This window comes from Streptomyces sp. NPDC006335 (assembly GCF_040612795.1).
Taxonomy (GTDB): Bacteria; Actinomycetota; Actinomycetes; order Streptomycetales; family Streptomycetaceae; genus Streptomyces.
In genome coordinates this window covers 1-24,979 of record NZ_JBEXQX010000033.1, presented here as the reverse complement: position 1 = coordinate 24,979, position 24,979 = coordinate 1, and the positions used below count along the sequence as shown (strand labels likewise).

Annotated in this window: 21 protein-coding genes; 17 read left to right on the top strand and 4 right to left on the bottom strand. The window is 73.0% G+C overall.

Annotation, left to right across the window (positions count from 1 at the left end; all coding sequences use genetic code 11):
* Positions 1-88: 88 nt before the first annotated feature.
* From ABZ098_RS43710 to ABZ098_RS43630, 17 genes are all read left to right on the top strand, one after another.
* Positions 89-1,729, top strand: coding sequence for a carboxylesterase family protein (locus ABZ098_RS43710; RefSeq protein ID WP_356600449.1), 1,641 nt, complete (start codon positions 89-91; stop codon positions 1,727-1,729).
* Positions 1,730-1,857: 128 nt separating this feature from the next.
* On the top strand, positions 1,858-3,027 hold the full coding sequence (locus tag ABZ098_RS43705; RefSeq protein ID WP_356600447.1) for a 3-deoxy-7-phosphoheptulonate synthase: 1,170 nt from the start codon (positions 1,858-1,860) through the stop codon (positions 3,025-3,027).
* Between the two features lie 55 nt (positions 3,028-3,082).
* Positions 3,083-3,865 carry a 2,3-dihydro-2,3-dihydroxybenzoate dehydrogenase gene (locus ABZ098_RS43700; protein WP_356600445.1) on the top strand — a complete coding sequence of 261 codons (783 nt, stop codon included), beginning with the start codon at positions 3,083-3,085 and terminating at the stop codon, positions 3,863-3,865.
* Positions 3,866-3,939: 74 nt separating this feature from the next.
* Positions 3,940-4,563, top strand: coding sequence for an isochorismatase family protein (locus tag ABZ098_RS43695; protein ID WP_356600443.1), 624 nt, complete (start codon positions 3,940-3,942; stop codon positions 4,561-4,563).
* Complete coding sequence (locus ABZ098_RS43690) at positions 4,560-6,482, top strand: anthranilate synthase family protein (protein ID WP_356600442.1); 1,923 nt, start codon at positions 4,560-4,562, stop codon at positions 6,480-6,482. Before ABZ098_RS43695 ends, ABZ098_RS43690 begins: the two co-directional genes overlap by 4 nt.
* Before the next feature lie 163 nt (positions 6,483-6,645).
* Complete coding sequence (locus ABZ098_RS43685) at positions 6,646-7,701, top strand: ketoacyl-ACP synthase III (protein ID WP_356600441.1); 1,056 nt, start codon at positions 6,646-6,648, stop codon at positions 7,699-7,701.
* 10 nt (positions 7,702-7,711) lie between these two features.
* On the top strand, positions 7,712-8,515 hold the full coding sequence (locus ABZ098_RS43680; RefSeq protein WP_356600439.1) for an arylamine N-acetyltransferase: 804 nt from the start codon (positions 7,712-7,714) through the stop codon (positions 8,513-8,515).
* 5 nt (positions 8,516-8,520) lie between these two features.
* Entirely contained in the window at positions 8,521-10,104 is a 1,584-nt protein-coding gene (locus ABZ098_RS43675) for an FAD-dependent oxidoreductase (protein WP_356600437.1), read from the top strand.
* A gap of 80 nt (positions 10,105-10,184) precedes the next feature.
* A complete protein-coding gene (locus tag ABZ098_RS43670; RefSeq protein ID WP_356600435.1) occupies positions 10,185-10,670 on the top strand; it encodes an Rrf2 family transcriptional regulator in 486 nt (161 codons plus the stop codon).
* Between the two features lie 103 nt (positions 10,671-10,773).
* Positions 10,774-12,258, top strand: a complete 1,485-nt coding sequence (locus ABZ098_RS43665) for an MFS transporter (RefSeq protein ID WP_356600433.1) — start codon at positions 10,774-10,776, stop codon at positions 12,256-12,258.
* 200 nt (positions 12,259-12,458) lie between these two features.
* Positions 12,459-13,640: an MFS transporter gene (locus ABZ098_RS43660; protein WP_356600431.1), complete on the top strand. Its 1,182-nt coding sequence runs from the start codon at positions 12,459-12,461 to the stop codon at positions 13,638-13,640.
* Between the two features lie 117 nt (positions 13,641-13,757).
* On the top strand, positions 13,758-14,372 hold the full coding sequence (locus ABZ098_RS43655; protein WP_356600429.1) for an NAD(P)H-dependent oxidoreductase: 615 nt from the start codon (positions 13,758-13,760) through the stop codon (positions 14,370-14,372).
* A gap of 19 nt (positions 14,373-14,391) precedes the next feature.
* On the top strand, positions 14,392-14,775 hold the full coding sequence (locus ABZ098_RS43650) for a DUF4440 domain-containing protein (protein ID WP_356600427.1): 384 nt from the start codon (positions 14,392-14,394) through the stop codon (positions 14,773-14,775).
* A gap of 187 nt (positions 14,776-14,962) precedes the next feature.
* Positions 14,963-15,610: an NAD(P)H-dependent oxidoreductase gene (locus tag ABZ098_RS43645; protein ID WP_356600425.1), complete on the top strand. Its 648-nt coding sequence runs from the start codon at positions 14,963-14,965 to the stop codon at positions 15,608-15,610.
* Positions 15,611-15,784: 174 nt separating this feature from the next.
* Entirely contained in the window at positions 15,785-17,413 is a 1,629-nt protein-coding gene (locus ABZ098_RS43640) for an AMP-binding protein (RefSeq protein WP_356600423.1), read from the top strand.
* Positions 17,414-17,457: 44 nt separating this feature from the next.
* Positions 17,458-17,622, top strand: coding sequence for a hypothetical protein (locus tag ABZ098_RS43635; protein ID WP_356600421.1), 165 nt, complete (start codon positions 17,458-17,460; stop codon positions 17,620-17,622).
* Between the two features lie 162 nt (positions 17,623-17,784).
* Positions 17,785-18,369 carry an NAD(P)H-dependent oxidoreductase gene (locus ABZ098_RS43630; RefSeq protein ID WP_356600419.1) on the top strand — a complete coding sequence of 195 codons (585 nt, stop codon included), beginning with the start codon at positions 17,785-17,787 and terminating at the stop codon, positions 18,367-18,369.
* Positions 18,370-18,796: 427 nt separating this feature from the next.
* Here the strand turns inward: ABZ098_RS43630 and ABZ098_RS43625 are convergent, their stop codons facing one another.
* From ABZ098_RS43625 to ABZ098_RS43610, 4 genes are read right to left on the bottom strand one after another with little or no spacing between them, the layout of a single operon-like run.
* Positions 18,797-20,023, bottom strand: coding sequence for an FAD-dependent oxidoreductase (locus ABZ098_RS43625; RefSeq protein WP_356600417.1), 1,227 nt, complete (start codon positions 20,021-20,023; stop codon positions 18,797-18,799).
* A complete protein-coding gene (locus ABZ098_RS43620) occupies positions 20,020-21,417 on the bottom strand; it encodes an FAD-dependent oxidoreductase (protein ID WP_356600415.1) in 1,398 nt (465 codons plus the stop codon). Before ABZ098_RS43620 ends, ABZ098_RS43625 begins: the two co-directional genes overlap by 4 nt.
* A complete protein-coding gene (locus tag ABZ098_RS43615; protein ID WP_356600413.1) occupies positions 21,414-23,552 on the bottom strand; it encodes a molybdopterin oxidoreductase family protein in 2,139 nt (712 codons plus the stop codon). Before ABZ098_RS43615 ends, ABZ098_RS43620 begins: the two co-directional genes overlap by 4 nt.
* A complete protein-coding gene (locus ABZ098_RS43610) occupies positions 23,542-24,918 on the bottom strand; it encodes a nitrate/nitrite transporter (RefSeq protein WP_356600481.1) in 1,377 nt (458 codons plus the stop codon). Before ABZ098_RS43610 ends, ABZ098_RS43615 begins: the two co-directional genes overlap by 11 nt.
* Between the last annotated feature and the right edge of the window lie 61 nt (positions 24,919-24,979).

The following is a 24,979-nucleotide window of genomic DNA, read 5'->3' as shown; positions in this document are numbered from 1 at the left end:
ACGGATTGCCGGGGCGTCCTTTGGTGACCCCCGAACCGACGGCACACGATCGGCGGACCAGCCCGCCCGAGTGCCCGAGGAGTCCACCATGGCCAGCCAGCCGCAGGCCGCAGGCAAGCGGCGGGGTGCGTCCGCCGTCGTCGCGGACCCGCCCCGCTCCCGCGCCGCGACCGGTCCCCGGGTCGTGGTGCGCACCTCGGGCGGGCTGGTGGCCGGTGAACGCGCCGACCACGTCGCCGTCTTCCGCGGCGTGCCCTACGCCCGCCCGCCGCTGGGTGCCCTGCGCTTCTCCTCCCCGCGGCCGCCCGTGCCCTGGGACGGCGTACGCGAGGCCGTGCACTTCACCGACGTCTCCTTCCAGAGCGTCATTCCCAACCGGCCGGTACCGCCCAGCAGCGAGGACTCGCTGTACGCCAACGTCTGGACACCCGACCCCGGCGGCAGCCGGCCGGTCCTGGTCTACATCCACGGCGGCGGCTGGCAGGCCGGGGCCGGCAGCATGCCCGCCTACGACGGAGCCCGGCTCGCACACCGCGGCGACCTGGTCGTGGTGACCTTCAACTACCGGCTCGGCGCCTTCGGGTTCGGCCTGCACGAGGACCTGACCGACCCCGACAGCGGACACTTCGCCAACTGGGGGCTCCAGGACCAGCGGGCGCTGCTGCGCTGGGTGCACGCCAACGCCGCCGCCTTCGGCGGTGACCCCGGGAACATCACCGTGTGCGGCACCTCCGCCGGCGGCGCCACGGCCTGGCAACTGGCGCTGCTTCCCGGACTGAGGGGCCTGATCCGGCGCATCGTGTCCATCAGCCCCAGTCATGTCGTCCCGCCCGCCACCTCCCTGACGCCCGAGGACTCCCGCACCGCGTACGAGGCCGTCGCCCGCCGGCTGGGCACCACCGTCGCCGGACTGCGCGACGTGCCGGCCGCCGCGCTCGCCAGGGCCTGGGAGGAGATCTTCGCCCCGCCCCCCGAGGAACGGATCGTCGGCAGCGGACGCTGGTACCGCGGCCCGGTCGTCGACGGGCGCACCATGCCCGCGTACGACCACCTGCTGCCGCCTCCCGAGGTGCCCGTGCTGTCGATCCACACCAGCACCGAGGGCTCCTTCTACACCGGCCCCTCCTCCCCGCAGCCCGCCCCCGCCCCGCGCGACGACACCGAGCTGAGGCGGGCCGTGCACGACGTGCTGCGGCTGGGCGCACCGGACGCCGGTGCCGATCTCGCGGACGCCTGCGCCGCCGCCTACCGGGCCGCGGCCCGCGACGCCGGCCTGCCGTGCGACCCACGGTCGCTGTGGACCGAGATCTGGGGCGACGCGTTCTTCCGGCACCAGATCGTCCGGTTCGCCGAACGCCACGCCCGGCTCGGCACCACCCCGCTGTACGCGATGGAGTTCGCCCACCCGGCGCTGCCGCCGCACTTCGGCACCCCGCACGAGGCGACCTCGCCGTTCCTGTTCGGCACCCACCGGCTGCCCCAGTTCGCCCCGGTCTTCGGCGACGGCCCGCTCGAGCGGCTGCTGTCCGACATCCTCATCGACGCCGTGGCCGCCTTCGCCCGTACCTCCGCTCCGCACACCCCCAACACGCCGCACTGGCCGCCGTTCACGCCCGACGCGCCCAGCACGCTCGTCCTCGGCGGACCGGGTGTCGCCGAGGTCGCCCGCACTCCGAAGCTCGCCCAGCTCGGCTTCTGGGACGCGGTGGGCTGGGCGCCCCGCCCCTGACCGGCCGTCCCGGCACGACCCTGCCCCCCGGGGCCGGCCCCCGGCCGGCTCCCTCACCCCACCCGCGCCCGTACCCGCCGGCCGTGGCCGTGTGCCGCGCTGCCCGCCGTTCGTATCTGGAGACATCCATGGACGATTCCCTGGTCGACATCCAACTGAAGATCGCCCCCCAGCAGCCGGAGTGGGACGACCCGGCCCAGGTGCGCCGCGTCCGCTCCGACCTCGCGAGCCGGCCCCCGCTGGTGTGCGCCGACGACGTACGCGTCCTGCGCCGTCAACTGGCCCGGGTGGCGGCCGGCGAGGCCCTGGTGGTGCAGGCCGGGGACTGCGCGGAGGACCCCGACGAGTCCACCGCCGATCACGTCGCCCGCAAGGCGGCCCTGCTCGACCTGCTGGCCGGGTCGCTGCGACTGGTCACCGGCAAACCGGTGATCCGCGTGGGCCGGATCGCGGGACAGTTCACCAAGCCGCGCTCACAGTCCACCGAGCACGTCGGTGGCGTCGAACTGCCCGTCTACCGCGGCCACATGGTCAACGACCCCGACCCCACGCCCGAGGGCCGCCGCCCCGATCCGCTGCGTCTGCTGACCGGCTACATGGCGGCCGACGACATCATGCGCCACCTCGGCTGGAACCGGCCGTCCGGACCGGACCGCATCGACCCCGCGATGTGGACCAGCCACGAGGCGCTGCTGCTGGACTACGAGGTCCCGCTGCTGCGGCGCGAGGACGACGGGATGCTGCTGTCCTCGACGCACTGGCCGTGGATCGGCGAACGCACCCGGCAGCCCGGGGGCGCGCACGTCGCCCTGCTGGCCGGCGTGACCAACCCGGTGGCCTGCAAGGTCGGCCCGCGCATCACCACCGACGAGCTGCTCGAGCTGTGCCGGCAGCTGGACCCGCGGCGCGAGCCGGGGCGGCTCACCCTCATCGCACGCATGGGCGCCGACACGGTCGCCGACGCGCTGCCGCCGCTGGTCGAGGCGGTGCGCGCAGCCGGACACCCGGTGATCTGGCTCACCGACCCGCTGCACGCCAACACCGTCACCACCCCCGGCGGATTCAAGACCCGCTACGTGGAGGCGGCCGAACGCGAGGTCGCCGCCTTCCACCAGGCGGTCGTACGCCACGGAGGCGTCGCCGGCGGCCTGCACCTGGAGGCGACACCCGACGCCGTCCTGGAGTGCGTGCCCGACGCGCGGACGGCCGACCTGGTCGGCGACGCCTACGAGAGCTTCTGCGACCCGCGGCTCAACGCCGGCCAGGCCATCTCCGTGGTGTCGGCCTGGCACGTGTGAGCCGCCTCGGACCGACAGTCCCTGCCCGCACGGCATGTGAAGGAGAAGGCACGACATGCACAGCGCAAGCGAAAGCAAACTGGCCCTGGTCACCGGCGCCGCCGGCGGCATCGGGGCGGCCGTCGCCCGCGTCCTGGGAGAACGGGGCATCACGGTGGCCGCCGTCGACCGCGACGCCGCACAGCTCGACGAGGTGACCGGGAAACTGGGAGCGGACTCGCTGCCGGTGGCGCCGTTCGCCGCCGACGTGACCGACAGCGCCGCGGTCAACGGCGTCGTCACCGACATCGAACAGCGCCTCGGCCCCATCGACTACCTCGTCAACGCCGCCGGCGTGCTGCGCCTCGGCGAGGTGAGCACCTTCAGCGACGACGACTGGAACAGCACCTTCGCCGTCAACACCACCGGCGTCTTCCACCTGTCGCGCGCCGTGGTGGGCCGCATGGTGCCGCGCGGCCGCGGAGCCGTCGTCACCGTCGCCTCCAACGCGGCCGCCACCCCCCGTACGGGGATGGCCGCCTACGCCGCCTCCAAGGCGGCCGCGGAGATGTTCACCAAGAGCCTCGGACTGGAGGTCGCCCGGCACGGCATCCGCTGCAACATCGTCGCGCCCGGCTCCACCGACACCCCGATGCTCAACTCGATGTGGCACGACGACTCCGGCCCGCGCGCCACCCTCGCCGGAAACCTCGAGGCGTTCCGGGTCGGCATCCCGCTGGGCAAGCTCGCGGCGCCCGCCGACGTCGCGCACGCCGTCGCCTTCCTGCTGTCCGACCAGGCGTCCCACATCACCTTGCACACCCTGACCGTCGACGGCGGCGCCGCCCTCGGCGCGTAGCGCTCGGCCGTACCCGGCAACACGCCCGTCACGAGGTGCGTCCCGCCACCTCGAGAAAGGACTCCGAACCCGTCATGGCCGGTCTTCCGCCCATCGAGTCGTATCCCTTGCCGACCTCCTCCGAACTGCCGGCGAACACCGCCCCGTGGACCCCCGACCCCGATCGCGCGGTGCTGCTCGTCCACGACATGCAGCGCTACTTCCTCCAGCCGTTCCCCGAGCCGCTGCGCGGCCAGCTCGTGCACAACGCCGCCCACCTGCGCGAGCGCTGCGCCGACCTTGGCATCCCCGTCGCCTACACCGCCCAGCCCGGCGGCATGAGCGCCCACCAGCGGGGCCTGCTCAAGGACTTCTGGGGCCCGGGCATGCGCCCGGCGCCCGCCGACCGCGCCGTGGTCGACGCCCTCGCCCCCCGCGAGGGGGACTGGCTGGTCACCAAGTGGCGCTACAGCGCCTTCCACCACACCGACCTGCTCACCCGGATGCGGTTCCACCAGCGCGACCAGCTCATCGTCTGCGGGGTCTACGCCCACGTCGGCGTGCTGATCACCGCCGTGGAGGCGTTCAGCCACGACATCGAGACGTTCCTGGTCGCCGACGCCGTCGCCGACTTCGACGAGAGCCACCACCGGATGGCCGTCGAGTACGCGGCCGCGCGCTGCGCGGTCGTCACCACCGCCAAGGAGGTCTTCGCATGACCGGCACCCGCGCCGGACGCCCCTACGAGGGCGGTCTGCTCGACGAGATCCTCGGCCCCACACCGCCGCCGTTCGCCCTGCTGCACCGCCCCGAGGCCACCGGCCCCGGCGTGCTCGACGTCCTCGTCGGCGAGGTGTCGCACCCCAAGACCCTGGCCGGCATCCCGCTGCCGGAGCCGTCCGGAGCCACCGGAGCGCCCCGGCACGAGGTGCTCGCCCTCGTCCCCTACCGGCAGATCGCCGAGCGGGGTTTCACCGGCCACGACGACGGCACCCCGCTGGTGGCGATGAGCGTCACCCGGCAGGAGACCGCCCCGCTGGCCGCCGTACTGCAACGGCTGCCCGACGAGCCCATCCGCACCACCTCGGCGCGCTTCGACGTCGACGACGACGCCTACGCCGAGACCGTCCGCCGGATCATCACCGACGAGATCGGCACCGGCGAGGGCGCGAACTTCGTCATCAAGCGGACCTTCACCGTCGACATCTCCGACTACACCCCGCGCAGCGCCCTGACCTTCTTCAAACGGCTCCTGGAGCGCGAGAAGGGCGCGTACTGGACGTTCGTCGTGCACACCGGCGAGCGCACCCTGGTCGGCGCCACGCCCGAGCGGCACATCAGCGTGGACGCCGGCACCGCGGTGATGAACCCGATCTCCGGCACCTACCGCTACCCGGCCTCCGGGCCCACCCTGCCGGAGGTGATGGACTTCCTCGCCGACCGCAAGGAGGCCGACGAGCTGTACATGGTCGTCGACGAGGAACTGAAGATGATGGCCCGGATCTGCCCCGGGGGCGGCCGGGTGACCGGCCCCTTCCTCAAGGAGATGGCCCGGCTCGCGCACACCGAGTACTTCATCGAGGGCGAGACCGCCAGCGACCCGCGCGAGGTGCTGCGCGAGACGCTGTTCGCGCCGACGGTCACCGGCTCCCCGCTGGAGAGCGCCTGCCGGGTCATCGGCCGCTACGAGCAGGAGGGCCGCGGCTACTACAGCGGCGTCGTCGCCCTGATGGGCCGGGACGCCGAGGGCCGCTCGGCCCTGGACTCGGCGATCTGCATCCGCACCGCCGACATCGACGCGCGGGGCACCGTGCGCATCGGCGTCGGGGCCACCCTGGTGCGCCACTCCGACCCGCTGTCCGAGGTGGCCGAGACCCATGCCAAGGCCGCGGGGCTGCTCGCCGCCCTGGAGGGCGAGAGCCCGGCCCGGTTCGCGGCCCACCCGGAGGTGCGCCGGGCGCTGGAGAGCCGCAACGCGACCATCGCCGGGTTCTGGCTCGCAAACGGGGCGCGGCCGGTCGGGCGGACGGCCCTTCCGCCGGGCCGCCGGGTCCTGGTGGTGGACGCCGAGGACACCTTCACCTCGATGATCGGGCACCAACTGCGTTCCCTGGGCCTGGAGGTGACGGTCACCCGCTTCGACGAGCCGTATCGCGTCGAGGACTACGACCTGGTGGTGATGGGTCCCGGCCCCGGAGACCCGCGCGACCTGTCCCACCCCAAGATCGCCCACCTGGACGCCACCATCGGGCGGCTGATCGAGGAGCGCCGGCCCTTCCTGGCGATCTGCCTCAGCCACCAGGTGCTCAGCCGCCGTCTCGGCCTGGACCTGGTGCGCCGCACCGTACCCAACCAGGGTGTCCAGCGGGACATCGACCTGTTCGGGCGGCGCGAACGCGTCGGTTTCTACAACACGTTCGCGGCCGTGAGCGCCGAGGACAAGACCGAGGCGGACGGGGCCGGAATCGTCGAGATCGCCCGCGATCCCGACAACGGCGAGGTCCACGCGATGCGCGGCGCCTACTTCGCGTCGATGCAGTTCCACCCCGAGTCCGTGCTCACCCAGAACGGGGTCGCCATCACCGGCGACCTGGTGGGCGGCCTGCTGAACGGCTCCGAGCTGGCGTCGGCCGCATGACCCACCGGTGGCCGGCCCGCGACCATGCGGCCGGGCCGGCCGCCATCTGACGTACTCCCCGGCGACCTGACGGGTTCGGCATCCGGCCTTTGCCCGAGACCGAGCGGCCTCGGGAGCATCGGCCTGCGCGGGGAGGCCCGAACTCTCATGGAAGGGTCACACAATGATCACCACGGGCATGGCCCGGTCCGGCCGGACGAGTGCAGCCATCGCGATCCTGGGGACGGGATCGAGTCTGCCGTCCCATGTCGTCGGCAACGACGAGGTGGCAGCCGCCGCCGGGGTCACCGAGGAGTGGATCCAGCTCAAGACCGGGATACGCAACAGGCGCCGGGCCAAACCGGACGAGGCCACCTCCGATCTCGCGATCGCCGCGGGCCGGGCCGCGATGGAGGCCGCCGGCATCGTCGCCGCCGACCTCTCGCTGATCGTCGTCGCGACCTCGACGCCCGACCAGCCGCAGCCGCCCACCGCCAGCATCGTCGCCGACGGTCTGGGCGCGGGCCACGGCACCGCCGCCTTCGACGTCAACGCCGTCTGCAGCGGCTTCGTGTTCGCGCTGAACACCGCCCAGCACGTCCTCGCGGGCTCCGACTCGCCGTACGCGCTGGTCATCGGCGCGGACGTGTACTCGCGCATCCTCAACCCCGCCGACCGGCGCACCGCCATCCTCTTCGGCGACGGTGCCGGAGCGGTGGTGCTCGGCCCGGCCCGGCCCGGGCGCGGCCTGCTGGCCGGACGGCTGGCCGGCTTCGGCGCCGAACGCGACCTGATCGAGGTGCCGGCCGGGGGCAGCCGCCTGCCCGCGAGCGCCGAGACCCTCGCCGAGGGCCGGCACTTCTTCACCATGAACGGGCGCGGAGTGCGCGACTTCGTGAACACCACGGTCACCCCCGCCATCACCGCCTTCGTCGAGGAGGCGGGCTTCACCACCGGCGCCGTCGACCACTTCGTGCCGCACCAGGCCAACGGGCGGATGCTGGAGGACCTCTCGGCCACGCTCGGCATCCCGGACGGCCACACCCGCGTCACCTACGAGGACTTCGGCAACACCGGAGCCGCCTCGGTCCCCGTCACCCTCGACCGGGCGGCCCGCGCGGGGCAGCTCGCCGACGGGGACCTCGTACTTCTGGCCGGCTTCGGCGGCGGCATGGCGATGGGCCTGTCGCTGCTGCGCTGGCAGCACACCCCACCCTCACACAGCACCACGCACGTCTAAGGAGACGGTGATGTTGGACGGCATCATGGACGACTACCTGCGCCGGATCGAAGCGAGCCGGCCCGAGCACGCGGACCTCGAAGGACTCCGCCACCTGATGGAGCGTCACCTGCTGACGGTCCCCTTCGAGAACCTCGGCTACCACCTCGACGAGGACGTCTTCATGGACGAACGCGTCCTTCAGAAGATCGTTCACGGCAACCGCGGCGGCGGCTGCTTCGAGGTCAACCCGGCCCTGTCGTTCCTGCTGACCTCGCTCGGCTACGAGGTCGACATCCTGCCGGGCTGGGTGCACCGCCCGGGCGGGGTCCTCGGCCCCTTCCTCGGCCACCTGGCGCTGCGCGTCAAGGCCGACGGCGAGGACTGGCTGGTGGACGTCGGCTTCGGCCGCAACAGCCGCTTCCCGCTGAACCTGGCCTCGCGCGAGGTCCAGCACGACCCGCACGGCGACTACCAGCTGCACGACGTGGGCGACGGCGCCATCGACGTCCACCTCGGCGGCAAGCCCCTGTACCGGGTCTCCGACCGGCCCGTGACGATCGCCGACTTCGCCCCCACGCTGTGGTGGTACCGGACCTCGCCAGACTCGTCGTTCCTGCAGGGCCTGTTCTGCTCCATGCGCACCCCCGACGGCCTGATCACCCTCAAGGGCAACAAGCAGGTGAGCATGGTCGCCGGCGAGGAGCGCTCCAAGTTCAGCCTCGACGGCGAGGCGGAGGCCCTGGAGGCGTACAAGAAGTACTTCGGCATCAGCCTGGACCGGCTGCCCGACGAGCCCGCCGGAGGCGTCACCGCCGGCGTGCGGACGGAATGAGCGCCATGGCCGAGAACACCGCGAACACGGCCGGTACGCCCGACCTGGACGTGCTGGTCGTCGGCGCCGGGCCCACCGGCCTGCTGACCGCCGTGGAACTGATGCGCCGCGGCATACGGGTGCGGGTCGTCGACCGCGCCGAGCAGCCGTCGACCACCCCCAAGGCGCTGTCCGTGTGGCCCCGCGCCCTCGACATCCTCCAGGACGCGGGACTCGCCGACGGCATCATGCGCGAGTCCACACCGGTCAACCGGCTCAGCTACTTCTCCGAACGCAAGCCGCTCGCCTCCTTCGCCCTGTCCGAGGACACCGCCTGCCGGGTGCTGCCGCAGCATGTGACCGAGCGTCTGCTCGCCGAGCGGCTCGCCGAGCTCGGCGGCAAGGTGGAGCGCGGGGTGCGGCTGCTGGCCCTGGAGGGCGTGGACTTCTCCGGCGGCATCGGCGCGAGCGACGGCGTCACCGCCGTCGTGGAACTGCCCGACGGGAGCGTCGACCGCATCCGGGCGCCCTTCGTGGTCGGCGCCGACGGCGCCGGCAGCGCGGTGCGGGGCCAGCTCGGCATCGGCTTCCAGGGCAGCACGTACGAGATGGCCTTCGCGCTCGTCGACGCGCGGATCGAGGGCGAACTCCCCCCGGACGAGTGCCTGTTCTACCAGGCGCCCAGCGGCGCCCTGGTCATCGTGCCGATGCCCGGCGGCGTCCACCGCTTCCTGTCCGTCATGCCGCAGGGCCGGGGCGAGGTCTCCCTGGAGATGATGCAGGAGATCCTCGACGAGCGCGGGCCGCGCGGAGTGCGGCTGACCGAGGCGGTGTGGCAGGCGGTCTTCCGCGTGCACGCCCGCCACGCCTCCGACTTCAGCGTCGGGCGCGTCTTCCTCGCCGGCGACGCCGCGCACGTGCACAGCCCGGCCGGCGGCCAGGGCATGAACAACGGCCTGCAGGACGCGCAGAACCTGGCCTGGAAGCTGGCCGCCGTCATCCGCAGGGAGTCGCCGGCCTCGCTGCTCGCCAGTTACGGCACCGAGCGCTCGGAGGCCACCCGCCAGATCGTGCGCGACACCGACCTGCAGACCCGTGCCTGGGTGGCGAACAGCAAAACCAAGGTGCTCGCCCGGGACGCGGCCTTCAAACTGCTCGACCGCACCGGTGTCGTGTCGCGGTTCTACACCCCGGTGATGGCCGGGCGGCGCCTGGCCTATCCGCCGGTGCGCGACACGCAGCGGCCCTCGGGACTCGCCGGCTGCCGGGTCCGCGGCCGGATACCGGGAGGCCTGAAGGACGGTGCCGTCTTTCCGCGGCGGCACGCCCTCGCGTACGGCATCAGCGGGCCGGACGCCGACCCGCACGCCTGGACCCTGGTCCTCGCACCGCCGTCAAACGCCTGGCGCACCGAGGCCGGGCACGTCGCGGCCCGTCACGGCGAGGCGGTGCGCACGGTCGTGCTGCGGCGCCGCGAGAGCGCCTTCGCCACCGGCTGCCGCAGCGCCGGGTACTGGCTGGTGCGGCCGGACGGGCACGTCGCGGCGCACGGCCACGCCGCCGATCTCGGCCGTCTGGAAGCTGAGCTGAAACAGGCTCTGAGCAGCTAGAACGGCTGTGCCCCAGGGGACTTGACATAAAAAGAGGCGGGCCCTTCTGGCGGACATTCCCGATGCGTAATGTCCAGAACATGAAGCTGCGAGAGGGCGTGGAATGGGCAGTGCACTGCTGCATCAACCTGTCCTGGGTCAACCCTGACAGGGCGGTGCCGGCCGCCAGGCTGGCCGAGTTCCACGATCTGCCCACGGCTTACCTGAACAAGCAGATGAACGCGCTGGGACGAGTCGGCATCGTCTTGTCCCACTCCGGTCCTCGCGGCGGATTCCGTCTCGGCCGCGAACCGCAGGAGATCACCTTGATGGACGTGGCGGCGGCCATAGACGGTTCGGCACGGGCCTTCCTGTGCACGGGCATCCGCCACCAGGGCCCGGCCGGCCGCCTCGCCGGCCCGGCCGGCCACCGCACCCCCTGCACCGTGGCCCAGGCCTTCTCCCACGCGGAACTGGCCTGGCGGCGCAGGCTGGCGAGCCAGACGATCGCCGATCTGGCGGACGAGGTCCGGCGGGCGAACCCCGCCGCACCGGACCACGTACGCCACTGGTTCGACCGGACCTGAGCCAGAACCAAGAGCGCACCCCAGAACGCGTCGGGGTCGTCCCCCCGGCGGTGGCGCCCTGCGCGCCTGTCGAACTTCCGACCCCGTAGTGAAAGGCACAGTCATGCCGTCTCCGGACACAGGCGCCGCCACCGAGGCACCGCGCCGGCGCACTGGACTCCTCCTGGCGCTGCTGGCGTTCGCCCAGCTGATCATCTCCATCGACTACAACATCGTCTACGTCGCGCTCCCCGAGATCGGTGACGGGCTCGGGTTCTCCGCCCAGACCCTGCAGTGGGTGATCAGCGCCTACGCCGTCGCGTTCGGCGGGTTCCTGCTGCTCGGCGGCCGGGCCTGCGACCTGTGGGGGCCACGGCGCATCTTCATCCTCGGCCTGTCCCTGTACGGGGTGTCCTCGCTGCTCGGCGGCCTGGCCACCGACCCCGGGGTACTGATCGCGGCACGCGCGGTGCAGGGCATCGGCGGCGCCTTCCTCTTCCCGGCCACGCTGACCCTGGTCTCCACCAAGTTCGCCGAGGGCAAGGAGCGCAACCGCGCCTTCGCCGTGTGGGGCACCGCCGGCGGTTCCGGAATGATCCTCGGTTCCCTGCTCGGCGGCGTCCTCACCGAGGCGTTCGGCTGGGAGTCCGTCTTCTTCGTCAACGTCCCCCTCGCCGTCCTCGCGATCCTGTTCGCCCTCCCGCTGATCGCCCCCGACGCCCTGAGCGGCAGCCGCCGCTCCTTCGACCTGGCCGGCGCGCTGACCTCCACCGTCGGCACCACGTCCGTCGTCTTCGCCCTGGTCCAGGGCCCGGAGTCGGGCTGGGGCTCGGGCCTGATCATCGGCGCCATCGTCCTCGGCGTGGTGCTGCTGGCCGCCTTCCTCGTCATCGAGAAGCGCAGCAGCGACCCGCTGATGCCGCTGCGCCTGTTCCGCAACCGCAACCTGAGCACCGGCGCCGCGGTCACCTTCTTCTACATGGCGACCTTCGGCACCCTGCTGTACTTCCTGACCGTCTACTTCCAGGGCGTGCACGGCTACAGCGCGCTGGAGACGGGCCTGGCCTTCCTGGTCCCGATGGTCGCCATCTCCATCGGCGCCCAGACGGCCGGCCGCCTGGCCACGAAGTACGGTCTGCGCGCCATCATGATCGCCAGCCTGCTGGTGGGCCTCGTCGGCACCGTCATCGTGGGCCTGACCCTGGCCACCGACGGCTCCTACGTCGCGCTGATCCCCGGCATGGTCGTCATGGGCCTCGGCCAGGGCGCCGGCTACACGCTGATGTTCGGTGCCGCCACGCTCGGTGTGGACCCGATGGAGCAGGGCATCGCCTCCGGCTGGGCCTCCACCACGCAGCAGGTCGGCGGTGCGGTCGGTCTCGCCATCCTGGTCGCCATCGCCAACTCCGGCCTCGACGGCCTTCAGGGCGAGGCGCTGCGCTCCGCCACCAACGACGGCCTGCGCACCGCGGTGCTCATCGCCGCGGCCGGTATCGCGCTGACCGCGCTGGTCGCACTCGGCCTGCAGAAGCCGAACAAGCAGCGGGCCGTCGCCCAGGGCGGCGCCACGGACACCGTCTCCGACGAACCGCAGACCGCTCAGGTCTGATCCGCTCTCCGGCGCGCCCCCGGGCGCGCCGGCCGCCGGGCCCTCGCACCGACCAATCCCCCGCGGGTGCGGGGGTTCGGCATGTCACGCCCCTTTCCGATCAAGTCCCTCTCCCGGCAAGTCCGTTTTCCGGAGGGGGACTTGACGCTTAGCCGGGCCGCCCGTTGTCGCGGCCGCAGGACCCTGACAAGGATCGGTGTATGTCGAAATCATCGGTTGTCGAGGCACCGCCCTCGACGGCGCCGCGGACCGCACCGTTCGCCGCGACCGTCGCGACCGTGTCCGTCATGGGCGTGCTCGTGGTCGGCCAGATGTACGTCACCATCCCGCTCATGCCCGAACTGGCCGGTGCCTGGGGCGTGTCGACCGGGTCGGCGGCGGCCTCGACCACCGCGTTCGCCTTCGCCCACGCGCTGGGCTCGCTCGTCAGCGGGCCGCTGTCCACCCGTTTCGGGCGGCGCACCGTCATGGTGGCCAACGTCCTGGCCATGGTCGTCATCACCGCCCTGCTGCCCCTGGCGACCTCCCTGCCCGCCGGAGTCGGCCTGCGCGCCCTGCAGGGCCTGTTCGCCGGGTCGTTCATCCCCATGTCGTACGCCTATCTGCACGCCCGCATCGCCCCGCACCGCGTCTCCACGGCCCTGACCGTGGTCTCCGCCTGCATGGGGGCCACGGTCGTGCTCGGCCAGGTCGAGGCGCAGCTGGTGACGGCGTGGTTCGGCTGGGTGTGGGTGTTCTGGGGGACCGTGCCGCTGCTGCTCGTGGGGGCCGCCGTGTCCTGGCGGGTGCTGCTGCCCGAGGGGCGGCTGAGCGCGGGCGGCCCCCTCGGCGTGAGGGCCGCGCTGGGCCCCCGGCTGATCTCGCTGTACCTGGTCATCCTGGTCGGCGCGGGCAGCCTCACCGCCGTCTACACCGGAGTCCAGCTGTACGGGCCGGCCGACGTGGCGGGCGGCGGCGCGCCGCTGCTCGCGCTGCGCGCCAGTGCCCTGCCGGCGCTGCTGGGCGCCGTCCTGCTCGCTCCCGCCCTGGCCCGCCTGCCCGCCTCCCGCCGCGCCGTGGGCGCGCTCGTGGTGACCGCCGGCGCGATGCTGGCCGCCGCCCTCGGCGCGGACGACGCCGTCGCGCTCGGGGCCGCCCTGTTCGTGTTCATGGCGGGCTTCTCCACGCTCGGCCCCGCGCTCATCCAGTCGGTCGGTGCCCGGGCCGGGGCGGCGGCCCAGACCACCGCGATCGCCCTGTACGGCTTCACGCTCAACCTGGGAGCCGGGGCGGGAGCCCAACTTGCCGCGTTCTTCGACCGGTTCACCCCGCTGGCGCTGCTGCTGACACTCGCCCTGGTCCTCGCCACCGGCGGGGTCCTGCGCGGCAGCCGTACGACCTGACGCACTCGCGGGCCCTTCGTTGCCGTGCCCCGCCGGGCGGACCACGATGCAGCACAGCGCCGCACACTCCACCGCCCACGTACTCATGACCCCCGTACGCCCAGGGAGCGCCCGACCATGACCAACGTCGCCGTCATCTACTACTCGTCCACCGGCTCGACCCACCGACTCGCCCAGGCCGCCGCGGACACCGCGGTCGCGGAGGGCGCCGAGGTGCGGCTGCGCCGGGTGCCCGAGCTCGCCGCCACCGGACGACCCGGTTCCGAGGAGCACGCCGCCGACGTGGCGGACATACCCGAGGCGACGCTGGCCGACCTGGAGTGGGCCGACGCCGTCCTGCTCGGCTCGCCCGTCCACTTCGGGCTGGCCGCACCGCAGTTGATGCAGTTCATCAACACGTCCTCGTCGCTGTCGATCCACGGCAAGCTGCTCAACAAGGCCGTCTCCGCCTTCGCCTCCGGCTCCGCCGAGCACGGCGGCCAGGTGACGACGATCCTCGCGCTGCACAACGCGATCTGCCACTGGGGTTCGGTCATCGTCGCCACCGGCTCCGCGGACCCGGTGCTGTACGAGAAGAACAACGGCAACCCGTACGGCGCGAGCACCGTGGCCGGCAGCCGCATCGGGTTCATCCACGACGAGAACGTCGGCGCCATCGCCTACCAGACCCGCCGCACCATCCAGGTCGCCGCAGCCCTGAAGGCCGCCGCGCCCGCCCCGGCCGCCGCCTGATCCTTGAGGAGGAGACACCATGGCAGTCAGCGACCCCGCCCTGTTGCCCTCGACCTTCGTCGAGGCCTTCAACGCCAAGGATCTCGGCGCCATCGACCGGCTCTTCGAACCGGAGGCGGTGCGGGTGCTGCGGCCCGGCGTGGTGGTCACCGGTGACGGCCGCCGCCAGGCGACCAGCGGCTTTCTGGCCCTGGGCGTCCCGATCGAGATCAGCCTCAGGCACACCTACGTCTACCAGGACACGGCCCTGCTGATCGGCGACTTCGTCATCGACGGCACCAAGCCCGACGGCGAGTACGTGCACATCGAGGGCACGGCCACCGACGTGGCCCGCCGCGGTTCCGACGGGCTGTGGCGCTACATCATCGACAACCCGCCGGGGGTCGAGATCGGCGGGGAGTGACCCGCCGGTCCGCCGGCGCCGCGCTGCCCGGCCGAAAATCGACTGCCCGCCCGGAAGGACGAGGGAGGCACTTGACGGACTATTGAATTCAAGTGGCCGCCCGGCATGGCCCGCGACATCATGGAGCACGCACCCAGCAGCCCGAAAGCGGCGCGAGCACCCAATCCAATGAGGGAGCAGTACGGCCATGACCAATGTCGCCATCGTTTACTACTCGGCCACCGGAAACATCCACAAGCTGGCTGTCGCCGCCGCCGAGGCGGCGGAGAAGGCAGGGGCCGAGGTACGGCTGCGCCGGGTCGCTGAGATCACGGACGAACCGCTCGCGCCCAACTACAAGGAATGGACCGAGGCCAGCAACGAGCACACGGCCACCGCCCGTGAGGTGCCGGTGGCCGCCATCGACGACCTGGACTGGGCCGACGCCGTCGTCTGGGGCACCCCGGGCCGCTACGGCCTGCTGGCCGGCCCGCTCAAGCACTTCATCGACCAGACCTTCGAACTGCACGCCCGGCGCGGCCTGATGAACAAGGCGATGTCCGCGTTCACCTCGACGGGCACCCCGCACGGCGGCCAGGAGTCCACGATCCTGTCCCTGAGCAACGTCTTCTACCACTGGGGGGCCGTCATCGTGCCGCCCGGCGTCACCGACGACATCCTGCTCACGCCGAGCAACGGCAACCCCTACGGCGTCAGCGCCACCTCGGGCCTGCAGGCCATCCCGGGCCACCTCGCGCAGAACGTCACCGACGACAACCTCGCCGCCGTCGGCTACCAGACCGTGCGCACCCTGCGGGTGGCCGAGGCGCTCAAGCAGGGGCTGAAGAAGGACTGACGCTTTTTGCTATTCCGCCCGAGAACCCGGGCCGCGCGAATTACGCGGCCCGGGTTCTTCTTTTGCTGAAGAGGTGACGCATTAACCGGCTCTTTCTTTCTGGTGACGACTTCGTATGGGATTTTTTCAGGGGAGTTCTCATTTCGTGTGTCGGTTCTCAGAGGAAGAGTCCTGATGTTTAAGGTGCCGAAGAGCAAGAAGTTCCTCTACCTCGGAGTCGTGTCCGAGCGTGCGGCCGAGAAGTACGGCGACACCCCGATCACGCTCGACCACGACATGGAGGCCTTCCCCGGGGTGGGCCGGAAGCTGACCGTCGCCGAGTTCGCCGGCCTCGTGGCCGACACCGCCGACCGGCTGTGGGCCGCGGGCGTACGGCCCAGTGAGCGTGTGGCCGTGCACAAGACGTCGAGCTTCGACATCACGGTGCTGGCCTGCGCGGTCGCCCGGATCGGGGCGGTGCCGGCGATGCTCTCCCCGCACCTGGACGGGGAGACGATCGGCAAGCTGCTGGAGCGGCTGGAGCGCCCCACCCTGCTCACCGACGAGGCGAAGCTGACCGGTTCGCTGGCCGGCCTGCCGCTGCGCGAGCTGACCGTGCGGACCGTCACCGTGACCGGCTCCCACCCGGACGCCGTCTCGCTGGCGGACCTCGAGGGCGCGCCGGAGCGCTCGCCCGTGCTGCTCGACCCCGACCAGCCCGCCCTGATGACGCACACCTCCGGGACCACCGGCATCCCCAAGCTGGTGGTGCACTCGGCGCGTTCGCTGGGCGCCCGCGGCAACTGGCAGGACAAGGTCGTCTCGTTCATCCGCAAGCGGGAGACGGTCGCCATGCACGTGTCGTACGTGCACTCGCGGATGTACCTGGGCCTGGCCGTGCTGCAGATGCGCGGCATGCCGATGGTCTTCCTGAACGACGGCAGCCCGGCGCACGTCGCCGACATGCTGGTCCGTCACCGCCCGGGTGTCCTGGAGACCCACCCCAACTCGTTCCTGGAGTGGGAGGAGATGCTGGAGGACCCGCGCCGGCCGATCTCCAACGTCAAGTACTTCAACAGCACCTTCGACGCGATCCACCCGAGCACGATGCACAAGTTCCTGCACGCCACCGACCGCCGCAGCCCGGTGTTCCTCCAGGTGTACGGGCAGAGCGAGTGCGGTCCGCTGGCCGCCCGCACCTACCGGCGGCGCAACGCCCTGAAGGCCGACGGCCGTTGCCAGGGCTATCCCACGCCCGGCATGACCAAGTACCGGCTGGTGTCCCGGGGCGGCGCCAAGCCGTCGAAGGAGAACCCCGGCTACATCGACGTGTCCACGGCAGGCCGCGCGCTGACGTACTACGGCGAGCAGGACCGCTTCGACCAGCAGGTCATCGGCGAGTGGTGGCGCGGCGGCGACGTCGGCTACCGCACCAAGTGGGGCTGCCTGCACCTGCTCGACCGGGAGGTCGACGTGATCCCGGGCATCGACTCCACCCTGGAGATCGAGGACGCGGTGCTGCACAAGCTGGACGAGCTGACCGAGCTGGTCATCGTGCCCGGCCCGGACAAGCGGCCGGTGCCGGTGGTGTGCACCCGTGGCGACAAGCCCCTCGACCAGGAGCGCTGGCAGGCTGCCGTCGCCGACCAGCCCGCGCTGTGCGCACCCGTCCAGCGCCGGCTGTCCGACCTGCCGCGCACGGCCACCGCGAAGATCCGGCGGCTGGAACTGGCCCGGCAGCTGGCCGAGACGCCCGCGCCGGCGCAGGCCGCCGCCGAGCCGCAGGACACGACCCCGCAACGGACCGGGGCCGCCGCCCGCTGAACGACTTCGGCGAACAGGCCGACCGAGCGAAGGGAGAGCTACGGATGACAGCGCATCAGACACCCGTGGGGTGGGCGCAGGACACGGGGCGTGGCCCGGCACCTCCGGACCCGGCCTTTCTGGAGGTCTGGGCGAGGTCGGCCCCGATCCGCTTGGCCGGCTACGAGGACGACCTCGCCGAACCCCACATCCTGCAGGGCATCGACTGATCCCCGCAGACCACGAACCACCGACCACCGACCATCGACTGCCGGGCCCGTCCCAGGGCCCGGCAGCGGTGCGTCGTATCGAAATCTTCGATGCGACTTGGAAACCCGCATGCAGGTTTGTTCTTATCTTGGTGGAGGACTGACCGCCGTGAAAGGGCTGACATGTCGAGTGAACGCATCCGCGTGGCCGTGATCCTGTCGAGCGTACGCAAAGGCCGCTTCGGCCCCACGATTGCGAACTGGTTCGTCGGCACCGCCGACCAGCGCGACGACATCGAGGTCGACCTGGTGGACCTGGTGGACTTCCCGCTGCCCACCGCCATGACCGACCAGCCGACGCCCGAGGTCGCCGAACTGCTCGGCGCGTTCTCGGCACGGCTGTCCCAGGCGGACGGCTTCGTCGTGGTGACGCCGGAGTACAACCACAGCTTCCCGGCCGCGCTGAAGGCCGCCGTGGACTGGACCCAGAACGAATGGCACGCCAAGCCGGTCGGCTTCGTCGGCTACGGCGGTCTCGCCGGCGGCCTGCGCGCCGTCCAGCAGCTGAAGCACATCTTCACCGAGCTGCACGCCGTCCCGGTCCGCGACGCCGTCAGCTTCCACGGTCCCTGGGCGCAGTTCGACTCCGAGGGCACCCTGACCGAGCCCGCGAACGCGGAGGCGGCCGCCAAGGTCCTCTGGGACAAGCTGAGCTGGTGGGCGCTGGCCACCAAGGAGGCCAAGGCCCGCCGCCCGTACGACAACTGACGCCCCGCCGGGACAACCCCGCCACCGCGCCGCACCCACCATCTCCGGGCCGCGGCCGGGCCACGACCTCCCTGCGACCGTTCCCGCACCGCGCCCCACCCCTGGCGTCGGCCGGGACGGTACAGCACCACCACCCAGACCCGCGGGCCCGCGCCCACCCCCCGCCGCGGACCCGCGAGGAAGACCCTGCCGATCATCCGGCGGCCTCCTCCGCATCCGGATTCTCGGCAGGGTCTGGGGCGTGTGTGCCGGCGCACCGAACGAGGGCATGTGCGCCGGCACACCGAAGCAGCGGGGTCCGGCACCAGGGGACGGGCCGCCGGACCCCGCGCGCCCCCTCCCCGCACGGCCCCTCGGCACCAGCAGACGCCGGCCCCCGCGACGCCGACGAGCCCGGTTCGGGCCGCGTCGCCGGGGCCGCGGTGCGTCAGGCGGCGGGGGATGCCGGGGACAGCAACTCGTCGGGCGACGCGGTCAGCCGGCGGCCGGTCAGGGCGCGCAGTACCGGGTAGGCGCGCGTGTCGCCGGCCAGGACGCCGCCGAGGACCGTGCGGCCGTCGGCGGCCAGGACCACCTTCGCGTAGGTGCCGGCACGCCGGTCGTCCCGTACGTACTCGATCGCCCCCTGCGAGCGCGCGTGCGCGTCGCCGAAGCCGGCCACCTCCACGCCGAGGAGCTTGAGCTTGGCGGAGGTGTCCGCCCCGGCGAACGCGTCGCCCGCCTTTGCCACGCCGAGCAGCTGCCGGGCCACGGTCTCGGCCATCCGGAAGCCGGGAGCCGCCAGCCCGTGGCAGCGGCCGGCGACGGCCGCGCACTCACCGATCGCCCAGACGTGCTCGTCCGCGGTCCGGCACCACTCGTCCACCAGGAAGCCGCCGCGCTCACCACGCTCGAGCCCCAGGGGGCCGGCGAGTTCGTCGCGCGGGCGCACTCCGGCGGCGAAGACGACGAGTGCGGCGTCCAGCACCGTGCCGTCGGCCAGTTCGACCCGCTCCGCGCGGCCGTCCGCGCCCGCCCCGACCGCGTGCAGCGCGGTGGAGCAGCGCACACCCACCCCGAGCCGTTCGACCGCCCCGGCCAGCACCCGCCCGCCGCCCTCGTCGATCTGCTGGGCCATCAGCCACGGTGCCATCTCCACCACATGGGGCCGCATGCCCAGCAGCCTCAGGCCGTTCGCGGCCTCCAGGCCGAGCAGCCCGCCCCCGACCACCACCGCGTCCCGGCCCGGCCGGGCGGCCGCGCGGATCGCCGCGACGTCCTCCACCGTCCGGTACACGAAACACCCCGGCAGATCGTGCCCGGGCACGGGCGGCACGAACGGCCGCGACCCGGTGGCGAGCACCAGCGCGTCATAGCCGACCTGTGTGCCGTCACCGCAGGTCACCGTCCTGTCCCGGCGGTCGACGCCGGTCACCGTGGTGCCCAGGATCAGCCTGAGGCGGCGGTCACCGAGGACGTCGGGCCCGGCCAGAGCCAGGTCGTCGGGCGTGGCCCCGTCGAGCAGGGACGACAGCGCCACCCGGTCGTAGGCGGGGCGCGGCTCCTCACCGAGCACGACGATGCGCCACTGCCGGCCGGCGTCACGGGCGAGCATCTCCTCGACCAGCCGGTGGCCCGCCATGCCATGGCCGGCCACGACCAATGTGCGCGTCACGGCGTCGCTCCTTCCGCGGTGGTGTCCTCGCCGGCGAGTGCCGTGCACAGCTGCCGTACGACCGAGGTACAGCTGCCGCACCCCGTCGTCGCCCGGGTCGCCCGGGCCAGCGCCGCCACGTCGTGCGCGCCGCACTGCCAGGCGTCCTTCAGCGCCTTCCTGCTGACGTTGTTGCAGTGGCACACCACGGCCTCGTCCGGCAGCGCCCCGTCGCCCGCGTACTCGCCGTCGGCGCCGGTCAGCAGCGCGAGCAGGTCGGAGGGCACCGGCTCGCCGCGGGTGTACAGCCGGCTGACGGCGGCGACGGCCGAGGGCGAGCCGATGACGGCTCCCTCGTGGATGCGCCCGCCGCGCAGCACGAGACGGGCATGGCGGCCCCGCGCCCTGTCCAGCAGCGACACCGTCTCGTCGGTGTCCGCCCCGGGCCCGGACGGCGGCAGGACGACCATGTCCTTGCCCGGGGTGCGCGGCCGCAGCACGCGCCGCCCGGGCTCGTACGACTGCGCCCGGCCGGTGAGGATCCGGGCGAGCGCCTGCGCCTGCTCCCAGGCCTGAAGCACCGTCGTGCCCACCGCCCCCGCGTGCTCGGCGCAGTCACCGATCGCGTGGATGTACGGGTCGCCGGTGCGCAGCCGGGCGTCGACGACCACCCCCTCGCCCACGTCGAGGCCGCTCGCGCGCGCCAGCGCGGTCTCCGCCACCGTGCCCGTGCACAGCAGCACGGTGCCCGCCGCCAGCACCTGGCCGTCGTCGAGGACCACCTTGCCCGGCACGTACTCACCGGCGCGGCGGCCGCAGTGCAGCGTGACGCCCTGGTCGGCGAGCCACTCGGCCACCACCGCGGAGCCCGCCCCATCCAGGTGACGCTCCATCAGCCGGTCGGCGGGATGGACGAGCGCCACCTCGTGCCCGGCCCGGCGCAGCGCCCAGGCCGACTCCACGCCGCGGACCCCGCCGCCGAGGACCACGACGGGCCCTTCGGACAGCGGACGGCAGTCGCCCGCGGTGCGCACCGCGCGTACCCCCTCGGCGAGCCGTCCCGGCGCGGTCGTCAGCCCCGGCACCGGCGGCACCCGCGGCCGGGCGCCGGTGGCCAGCACGAGGACGCCGTAGGGCAGTTCGCGGCCGTCGCTCGTGCGCGCCGTGCGGCGGACCCGGTCGACGGCGGTCACCCGCACACCCGTCAGCTGCCTAACCGCCGCCGGCAGCGCGGGCAGCGACAGCCGGTCGGCGCCCAGCGTGCCGTCCAGGACCGAGGGGAGCAGAGCCCGGTTGTAGGCGGGCTGCGGCTCGGCGCCGACGACGCTCACCTCACCCGGGTACCCGTACCGCACCAGCAGCGCGGCCAGCCGGTGCGCCGCCGGGCCGCCGCCCGCGACGACGACGCCGCTCACGGCCCCTCACCCGCCGGCCGCACGCGCACCGCGCTCACCTTGAACTCGGGCATCCGGCTGCGCGGGTCGAGCGCGTCGCCGGTGAACAGGTTGGCGCGCGCGGCGCCCGGGAAGTGGAACGGCACGAACACGGTGTCGGCGCGCATCGTGCGGGTCAGCCGCACCCGCGCCCGGGCGGTGCCGTGCACCGAACCGATCTCGGCCAACTGGCCGTCGGCCAGGCCGAAGCGGTGTGCGGTGTCCGGGTGCATCTCGACGACCGCCTCCGGCGCGGCCGCGACCAGCTCGGGCACCCGGCGGGTCTGCGCGCCCGACTGGTACTGGGCCAGCACCCGCCCGGTCGTCCCGTACAGCGGGAAGGCCTCGTCGGGCTCGTGGGCGGCCGGCCGGTGCTCCACCGCCGCGAACCGCGCGCGCCCGTCCGGATGCGCGAACCCGTCCAGGAACGGCCGAGGCGTCCCCGGATGGCCACCGTCACCGCTGCCGTCGCCGTCGGCCGGGCAGGGCCAGTGCAGCGCCTCGCCGGCGTCCAGACGCGCGTAGCTGATGCCCGAGTAGTCCGCGCGGCCGCCGGCCGAGGCCCGGCGCAGCTCGTCGAAGACCTCTTCGGGCCGCACGGGGAAGCGGTCGGCGCTCTGCCCGAGCCGCAGGGCGAGCGCGTGCAGAACCTCCAGGTCGGTGCGGACACCGGGTGGCGGGCTCAGATGGGCGCGGCGGCGCAGCACCCTCCCCTCCAGACTGGTCAAGGTGCCCTCCTCCTCGGCCCACTGGGCCACCGGCAGCACCACGTCGGCGAGCGCGGCCGTCTCGGACGGCACGAAGTCGGCCACCACCAGCAGGTCCAGCGCCTTGAGCCGCTCGGTGACATGGGCGGCCCTGGGCGCCGAGACGACCGGGTTCGCGCCGAACACCAGCAGCGCTCGCGGCCCCTCGGCCCCGCCGAGGGCGTCCAGCAGCTCGTACGCGCTGCGGCCCGGCCCCGGCAGGGTGTCCGCGTCCACACCCCACACGGCGGCCACGTGCGCGCGGTCCGCCGGGTCGGTGAGCGAGCGGTAGCCGGGCAGCTGGTCCGCCTTCTGGCCCATCTCGCGGCCGCCCTGTCCGTTGCCCTGGCCGGTCAGCGTGCCGAAACCGCTGCCCGCCCGCCCCGGCAGGCCCAGCGCGAGCGCCAGGTTGACGAACGCCGCGACCGTGTCGGAGCCCTTGCTGTGCTGCTCGGAGCCCCGGCCCGTCAGGACGTAGCCCCGGCGGGCGCCGCCGAGCATCCGCACCGCCGCGCGCAGGTCGTCCGCCGCCACCCCGGTGGTCTCCTCCACCCGCTCCGGCCACCACTGCAGGCAGCTCTCCCAGGCCGCGTCGAAGCCGACGGTACGGGCGTCCACGTACTCCTTGTCGACCATGCCCTCGGTGACCGCCAGATGCAGCAGCCCCAGGGCCAGGGCGAGATCGGTGCCGGGCGCCGGCTGCAGGTGCAGCGCGGCCCGCTCGGCGGTGCGGGTACGGCGCGGGTCGACGACCACGAGCTGCGCCCCCTCCAGGTGGCGCATGAGCGGCGGCATCGTCTCCGCCGGGTTGGCCCCGGCCAGCAGGATCACGTCGGCCTCGTCCAGGTCGGTGACCGGGAACGGCAGTCCGCGGTCGAGGCCGAAGGCCGCGGTGGTCGCCGCGGCCGCCGACGACATGCAGAACCGGCCGTTGTAGTCGATCTGGCTGGTGCCCAGGGCCACGCGCGCGAACTTGCCGAGCGTGTACGCCTTCTCGTTGGTCAGTCCGCCGCCACCGAACACCGCGACCGCGTCGGCGCCGTGCCGCGCGCGGATCTCGCGCAGCCGCCCGGCGATCAGGTCCAGCGCCGCGTCCCACCCGGTCGGCGCGAGCTCACCGTCGGCCCCGCGCACCAGTGGAGTCAGCAACCGGTCGGGGGCACCGAGCACGGCGGGCGCCGTCCACCCTTTCTGGCACAGCCCGCCCCGGTTGACCGGGAAGTCGGCCGAGGGCCGCACCCGCACACCGTCGCGCTCACCCGACAGCACGGTGGAGCACTGCAGCGCACAGTACGGGCAGTGGGTCGTGCTCTCCCGTCCGGTGCTCTCCCGTCCGGTGCTCTCCTGCCCGGTCCTCTCCTCAGCGGACATGGGCACGCACCCGTTCGGCGGCGGACAGCGGACCGCCCTTGCGCTCACCGCGCAGGTACACCGCCCACAGCACCACCGCGCACAGTCCGTAGAACGCGAGGAAGGCGTAGAACGCGCTCTCGCCGCTGCCCAGTTGGCCGTACGCCGACCGGAAGGCGAGGTTGATGGCGACACCGCCGAGCGCGCCCACCGCGCCGGCGATGCCGATGACGGCTCCGGACAGGCGGCGGGAGCGGGCGAAGGCGGCCGCGGCGTCGTGGCCGGAGGTGACGGCGACCTCCGTCTGCCGGGCGAAGACCGCCGGGATCATCTTGTACGTGGAGCCGTTGCCGACGCCGCTCATCACGAACAGGGCGGTGAACCCGGCCACGAACAGCGAGAACGAACCGCTTTCGGTCGCCCACAGCAGGACGCCGATCGCGCCCGCCATCCCGGCGAACGCCCACAGCGTCACCTGCGCCCCGCCGAACCGGTCGGCGATCCGTCCGCCGAGCGGGCGGGCCACCGAGCCGAGCAGCGGCCCGAGGAAGGTGAACGAGGCGGCCTGCAGCGGCGTGGACCCGAACTGGCTCTGCAGCACCAGCCCGAAGGCGAACCCGAAGCCGATGAAGGAGCCGAACGTGCCGATGTACAGCAGCGAGATCCACCATGTGTGGGCGTTCGCGGCGGCCTCGCGCTGCACGCCCCGCTCGGCGCGCAGCACGGCCACGTTGTCCATGCGCAGCGCGGCCAGCACCGACACCAGCGCGATCAGCGGCAGATAGAACCCGGCGACGTACGCAGGGTGGGTGTCCCCGGCGACGGAGATCACCAGCAGGCCGAGCAACTGGACGGCGGCGACGCCCAGGTTGCCGCCGCCCGCGTTCAGGCCGAGCGCCCAGCCCTGGTGGCGCTGCGGGTAGAAGGCGGTGATGTTCGTCATCGAGGAGGCGAAGTTGCCGCCGCCCGCCCCGGCCGCCGCGCCGATCAGCAGGAACACCCACAGCGGGGTGCCCGGCCGCTGCACGAAGTACGTCGTCGCCGCCGCCGGCACCAGCAGCACCAGCGAGGCGAACACGGTCCAGTTGCGGCCCCCGAACCGGGTCACCGCATAGCTGTAGGGCAGCCTCAGCAGCGCGCCCACCAAGGTGGGCACCACCACCATCAGGAACTTCTCGTCGGGCGCGAAGTCCAGTCCGATCCTCGGCGACATGAACAGCACCAGGACCGACCACATGCTCCACACGGAGAAGCCGACGTGCTCGGAGAGCACCGACAGCACCAGGTTGCGCCGGGCGATGTGCTTGCCGTGGCGCTCCCACGACTCCTCGTCCTCGGGGTTCCAGTTCTCGATCCACCGCCCTCGGGCGGCTCGTGCGCTGGCCATCTTCTCCTCGGCTTTCTCCGGGTCGTGGGGGGGCGGGGCGGCCGGCGCCGCCGGCCGCGGG